Below are 6429 nucleotides of genomic sequence, written 5' to 3'. Positions count from 1 at the left end.
GGCCCGGGCGGCCTGGGCCTTGCCGGCGTCCTTGGCCACCGCGGCGGCCGCGGAGTCCGCTGCGGACGCGGCTCGGCCGGCAGTCGCGGCGGCCGGGGCGGCGCCGGTGGCGGCCAGGGCCGCGCGGCGAGCCGCGTTGTGTGCGGCGGAGGAGGCCTGGACGGCGGTCCGGGCGGCGGAGGCGGCCCCCTGGGCCGCGGAGGCCGCCTTGCGGGCCGCCGCACCGGACCTGGCGACGTCGTCGCGGGCCGCGTCGGCCTCGGCGGCGGCCTTCTCGGCTGCCTCCTTGGCCTTCTCGGCTGCCTCCTGCGCCTTCTCCGAGGCGACGATGGCACGGTCGGAGGTGAGCTGGGCGCGCTTGCCCTCGCGTTCCACGATCGCCACCAGCTGCTCGATGGTGGCGCTCTCCTGGTCCCGGGCCCGCGCGATGTACTGACCGGTGGTCAGGAACCAGCTGATCGCCGACGGGGAGCCGTCGTCCAGGGCGCGCTGGGCGTAGGTCTTCACCTCCGGAGAGGCGGTGGACAGGATGCGGAGGACCTCGACCCGCTCGTCCTCCTGGCGCGCGGTGATCTGAGTGTCGAGCAGGAACCTCGACAGGGCGTCGCTGGTGCCTTCGTCGAGTGCCTTCTGGCCCTCCCGCCGCACCGCCGTGCCGCCGCTGTTCATGACGGTCAGGGTGGTGGCGCGGAGGTCCTCGAGTTCGGCGGTCTTGTAGCCGCCGGCCAGGAAGGCGGCGATGGCCTCGTCGCCGCCGTCGAGCGCGGCGGAGGCGTCACGGGCCGCGCCCTTGCCGCTGGCGGGCAGCGCCTTGAGCAGGGTGACGCGATTGTCCTCGGCGGTGGCCTGCGCCAGCCCCTGCGACAGAAGGCTGCTGATGTCGGCGTCACTGCCGGTGAGGGCCGCGGCCGCCGTGCGCTTGACCGTGGGTCCACCGATCTTCCACGCGGTGACGGCCCTCGCCCGGTCGGTGGCGGGAAGTTCCGGGAGCGTCGGCAGATCGGTCGTGGAGGTGGACGCGGTGGCGGCGGCCAGAGCCCGGGAGGGCGCCGCGAGCGGAAGCGCGGTCGCCGCGGTGGCCGCCCCGATGGCCGTGAGGACGCGGCGTCTGCTCCAGTAGGTGGTGGTGTCCACGAAGTGTCCCCCTTGTCGAGTGTCCGGCGCCGGTACCGCCTGCCGTCACGCCGTCAGGCGTACCGGTCCGGTCAGGCGAACGTAGGGGCACCCGTCAGGAGTTGACTAGCTGTCAGACACTGGTGAATGTCATGAGAAAACACACACCTGTGTATGGGGTGCATTCGCCGCAATGCGACATTTCCTGTCGGTTGCGCACAGGGTGTGACCATGCTTTGATGGCGCGTTCACGACATTTTCACAGGCGGTGTGCGTCTTGTCCCGCGCCGGACGGCATGCGGGCCGTCGAGCCGCGCCGTACGCAGAATCACCTGAAATGCCCTCATGTGCCGGATTCGATTTCGTGCAGGCCATGGGCGAAGGTGGGTCCCAGCCGTACGCACGGAGGAGGCAGCGATGAACTGGTTGGTCACGGGCGGAGCCGGGTACATCGGTGCCCATGTGGTGCGCGCCATGACGGAGGCCGGCGAGCGTGTGGTCGTGTACGACGACCTGTCCACCGGTACGGCCGACCGCGTGCCCTCCGGAGTGCCGCTGGTCGTGGGCAGCGTGCTGGACCAGCAGCTCCTCGAGCGCACCTTCCGCGAGCACGACATCGCCGGTGTGGTGCACATCGCGGCCAAGAAGCAGGTGGGGGAGTCGGTCGAACGCCCCCTGTACTACTACCGGGAGAACGTCACCGGCCTGCAGACTCTCCTCGAGGCGATGACCGCCGCCGGTGTCGACCGGCTCGTCTTCTCCTCCTCCGCGGCCGTCTACGGCATGCCGGACGCGGACCTCGTCACCGAGGACACCCCGTGCGTGCCCATGAGCCCCTACGGCGAGACCAAGCTGATCGGCGAGTGGCTGATCGCCGCCGCGGCACGCGCCCACGGCCTGAAGGCCGCCGCGCTGCGCTACTTCAACGTCGCCGGGGCCGCCACCCCCGAACTGTCCGACACGGGCGTGTTCAATCTCATTCCCATGGTGTTCGAACGGCTGGAGGCCGGTGCGGCGCCCCGCATCTTCGGTGACGACTACGACACACCGGACGGCACCTGCGTGCGCGACTACATCCACGTCGAGGACATCGCCTCCGCCCACCTCGCGGCGGCGCGGCGCCTGGCCGAGGCACCTGCGGGCACCTCGTTGACCCTCAACATCGGCCGGGGCGAAGGCAGCTCCGTCCGGGAGATGGTCGACCGCATCCTCAAGACGACCGGCCACGAGGACGTCACCCCCGAAGTCACCGCACGTCGCCCCGGCGACCCCGCCCGGGTCGTCGCCTCCGCCGACCGCATCCGCGCGGAGCTGGGCTGGAGCGCCCGCCGTGACCTGGACGACATGATCCGCTCGGCCTGGCAGGGCTGGCGCCACCGGCACGGCTGAGGCGAGTTCCCGCACAAGGCGAAGGCCGCCGCCTTTTCCAGGCGGCGGCCTTCTGTGCGCCGGTGACGCACCTGCGTGCGCTGTTCCCGCATGCGCACGGGTAGTTCACATCTTGGCGATACCGTGCGTGAACTGCCCTGAGGTGACCGGGTATCTCTTGCCGTCGGCGAGGCGCTCGCCGATGACCCGCCTCACGGCTGCCATGGTGCTCACCGCACTCCGAGCCCCGTGGGTCGTGGCAGCGCGAACGGACCGGAGTGGTCACCCACGCGCCGGCATCAGGCGAGTGCGACGACCGGTGTCGCGAGACCCTCGGCCCGGCGGTCCCCGACGCGTCGCGGTCAGCGCGCTGTTCTTCCGCTCCCGGTGGTGCTCCCCTCGATGCGGCGTGCGCCATCGGATGCCGGGCGGACCGGCGGCGCACCCGCTGCACCCCGGTCCGCGTGCTGGGACGGTCGAGCGGGGACCGTCCCCCTTCGCGTAGATTCGGCGCGTGGACACCGGTGAGCAGCGGCAACGGCGTGAGGAGACGGACAGCAAGGTGGCAGGGACGCGGCAGGCCGTGCGCGAGGCCCGCAGAATCGTCGTCAAGGTGGGATCGTCGTCGCTGACCACCGCGGCCGGCGGACTGGACGCCGACCGCGTGGACGCCCTCGTCGACGTCCTCGCCAAGAGCCGCAACCACGGCGAGCGGGAGATCGTCCTGGTCTCCTCCGGCGCCATCGCCGCCGGGCTGGCCCCCCTCGGGCTGCGCCGCCGCCCGCGGGACCTGGCCCGCCAGCAGGCCGCCGCGAGCGTCGGCCAGGGCCTGCTCGTGGCCCGCTACACCGCCTCCTTCGCCCGCTACGGCATCCGCGTCGGCCAGATCCTGCTGACCGGCGACGACACCAGCCGCCGCGCCCACCACCGCAACGCCTCGCGCACCCTGGACAAGCTCCTGGCGATGGGTGCCCTGCCGGTGGTCAACGAGAACGACACCGTCGCCACCGACGAGATCCGCTTCGGCGACAACGACCGCCTCGCCGCGCTCGTCGCCCACCTCGTCCACGCCGACCTGCTGGTGCTGCTGTCCGACGTGGACGGCGTCTACGACGGCGACCCCAGCAGGCCCGGCACCTCGCGGATAACCGATGTGCGCTCCCCGGCCGACCTGGAGGGCGTCGAGATCGGCAGTGCCGGGAAGGCGGGCGTCGGCACCGGCGGCATGGTCACCAAGGTCGAGGCCGCCCGGATCGCGGCCGCCGCCGGCATCCCCGTGGTGCTCACCAGCGCCGTCCACGCCGCCGACGCCCTCGCGGGCAGGGACACCGGCACCTACTTCCACCCCACCGGCAAGCGTTCCGCCGACCGGCTGCTGTGGCTGAAGCACGCCTCCTCCCCGCAGGGCGCGCTCACCCTCGACGACGGAGCGGTCCGTGCCGTCGTCGAGCACCGCAAGTCGCTGCTCCCGGCGGGCATCGCCGCCGTCGAGGGCGACTTCAACGCCGGCGACCCGGTCGAGCTGCGCGACACGGCGGGCCGCGCGGTGGCCCGCGGCCTCGTCAACTTCGACGCCAAGGAGATCCCCCGGCTGATCGGCCGCTCCACCCGGGAGCTGGCCCGCGAACTGGGACCGGCGTACGAACGCGAGGTCGTACACAGGGACGACCTGGCGCTGCTGGAGCCGTAATGCGCCGAAACGTCCCCACGCCCTCGGTTCGAACGGCTGGGGACGTTCCGTGAAACCGCCCCGCGGAGCCGCGCGGCCTGGTGCACTGTGTCCCGGAGGCAGCAGCCCGTACGAGCACCCGGCGTGCGCCCGGGTGACCACTGGGAGAAGGAGGCCGTCGTGCAACGAGTACGCCCGGGGGCGGCGTCCCGCGGTGGTACCGGCGGGTCCCCGTCCCGTGCGGCCGGTGAGGGGCGCGTCCTGGTCGGCGTGACGGCCGGCGGACGCTTCGCCCGGGCCCACGCGGCCGGGCCGGCACGGCAGGCGGGCGAAGGACCCGTGACGTCCGAGGCCGTCGGCCGCCCCGCGGACCTGGCCAGGCTGTGGCACATCACCCTGCGGGTCTGCGGCACCCCGGCCCCGCCGGAGGAGGTGCGGCGCGGCCTGGAACAGCTCGCCCACGACCACCCCTTCCTGTTGACCAGCCGCTACGCCGGCGACCACGCGGAGATCCGCTACTGGGAGGAGGCCCGCGACCTGCACGACGCGGCCGCCGTCGCGCTGCGCCTGTGGGGCGAGCACCGGCGCAGCGCCCAGCTGCCGCCCTGGGAGATCGTCGGCCTGGAGGTCGTCGACCGCGACACCTACCATCAGCGGCTCGCCGAGGGCTACGGCCCGCCGCCGGCCACCCCGGTGGGTGTGCACCCGTTCTGACGGGCGGGCCGGCCCGCACCCGACCCGGGCCGGCCCACAGGAGCGTTCCCCGGCGCCCGTGCCGACACGGGGGCGGCTCCGGCGCGTGGTCCGGGGCTTGAGGCGCCGGTCACGCCGGTGCCCGCACGCCGGCGCCCGAGGCACCGGCGGGGCGGGCACCGGCAGGGTCCACGCCCGGCCGGGCGATTCGTCCCGGCTCGTGATGTCTCGCGGTGTGGAACATCCGCTGAAGCCGTCCGCGCCGCGCACTACGCTTCCCTCATGACCACGCTCTCGCCGTACGACTCGATGTCCCCGGTCACCCAGGCCGCCTACCGGGCCAAGGCCGCCGCTGCCGACCTGGCGCCGCTGCCGCGGGTGACGAAGGACGACGCGCTGCTGGCCATCGCGGACGCACTGGAGGTCCGTACCCGTGAGATCGTCGAGGCCAACGCGCGGGACGTCGCCAAGGCGCGCGCGGCCGGCACCGGCGACGCCCTCGTCGACCGGCTGACCCTCACCCCGGAGCGGGTGCGCGCCATCGCCGCCGACGTGCGTCATGTGGCGGCGCTGCCGGACCCGGTCGGTGAGGTGGTCCGCGGCTCCACGCTGCCCAACGGTCTGGACCTGCGCCAGGTCCGTGTGCCGCTCGGCGTGGTCGGCATCATCTACGAGGCCCGGCCCAACGTCACCGTGGACGCCGCCGCCCTGTGCCTGAAGTCCGGCAACGCGGTGCTGCTGCGCGGCTCCGCCTCCGCCTACGAGTCGAACACCGCCCTGGTCCGGGTCATCCGCGACGCGGTCGGCGGGGCGGGCCTGCCCGCGGACGCCGTGCAGCTGGTGCCCGGGGAGAGCCGGGAGAGCGTGCACGAGCTGATGCGCGCCCGCGGCCTGGTCGACGTGCTCATTCCGCGCGGCGGCGCCTCGCTGATCCGCACCGTCGTCACCGAGTCCACCGTCCCGGTGATCGAGACCGGCACCGGCAACTGCCACGTCTACGTCGACGCGGACGCCGACATCGACATGGCCGTGGACATCCTCGTCAACTCCAAGGCGCAGCGCCCGAGCGTCTGCAACGCCGCCGAGACCCTGCTCGTCCACCAGGACATCGCCGCCGACTTCCTGCCGCGCGCCCTGGACGCGCTTGCCGACGCCGGGGTCACCGTGCACGCCGACGACCGGGTCATGGCCTACGCCAAGGACTCCCGCGCCACGGTCGTGCCGGCCACCCAGGACGACTGGGACACCGAGTACCTGTCCTACGACATCGCCGCCGCCGTCGTCGACTCGCTGGACAAGGCGGTGGCGCACATCCGGCTGTGGTCCTCCGGGCACACGGAGGCGATCGTCACCTCCTCGCAGCAGGCCGCCCGCCGGTTCACCCAGCTGGTGGACTCCACCACCGTCGCCGTGAACGCCTCCACCCGCTTCACCGACGGCGGCCAGTTCGGGTTCGGCGCGGAGATCGGCATCTCCACGCAGAAACTGCACGCCCGCGGCCCGATGGGCCTGCCCGAGCTGACCAGCACCAAGTACATCGTCACCGGCGACGGACACATCCGGCGCTGACCGCGCCCCGGCCGGTG

The 6429-nt window shown here is 73.3% G+C and carries 5 protein-coding genes; 4 read left to right on the top strand and 1 reads right to left on the bottom strand.

Features of this window, described 5'->3' with window-relative positions; all coding sequences use genetic code 11:
- Positions 1–1134: ALF repeat-containing protein (locus IE286_RS10980; protein WP_189796449.1), on the bottom strand; the 1134-nt coding region annotated here is incomplete at its 3' end.
- Between the two features lie 396 nt (positions 1135–1530).
- On the opposite strand from IE286_RS10980, the gene galE reads away from it, so the two are divergent.
- The 4 genes from galE to IE286_RS10960 all read left to right on the top strand — a co-directional run bounded on the left by galE (position 1531) and on the right by IE286_RS10960 (position 6412).
- A complete protein-coding gene (gene galE / locus IE286_RS10975) occupies positions 1531–2502 on the top strand; it encodes a UDP-glucose 4-epimerase GalE (RefSeq protein ID WP_189796448.1) in 972 nt (323 codons plus the stop codon).
- A gap of 562 nt (positions 2503–3064) precedes the next feature.
- Positions 3065–4171, top strand: coding sequence for a glutamate 5-kinase (gene proB, locus IE286_RS10970; protein ID WP_372462501.1), 1107 nt, complete (start codon positions 3065–3067; stop codon positions 4169–4171).
- Positions 4172–4330: 159 nt separating this feature from the next.
- Positions 4331–4864, top strand: a complete 534-nt coding sequence (locus IE286_RS10965) for a DUF8830 family protein (RefSeq protein WP_189796447.1) — start codon at positions 4331–4333, stop codon at positions 4862–4864.
- A 261-nt stretch (positions 4865–5125) separates the two neighbouring features.
- A complete protein-coding gene (locus IE286_RS10960) occupies positions 5126–6412 on the top strand; it encodes a glutamate-5-semialdehyde dehydrogenase (RefSeq protein WP_189796446.1) in 1287 nt (428 codons plus the stop codon).
- The last annotated feature ends 17 nt before the right edge of the window (positions 6413–6429 follow it).

Source organism: Streptomyces thermodiastaticus (assembly GCF_014656135.1).
Lineage (GTDB): Bacteria > Actinomycetota > Actinomycetes > Streptomycetales > Streptomycetaceae > Streptomyces > Streptomyces thermodiastaticus.
This window is presented reverse-complemented; position numbering and strand designations above follow the sequence as displayed.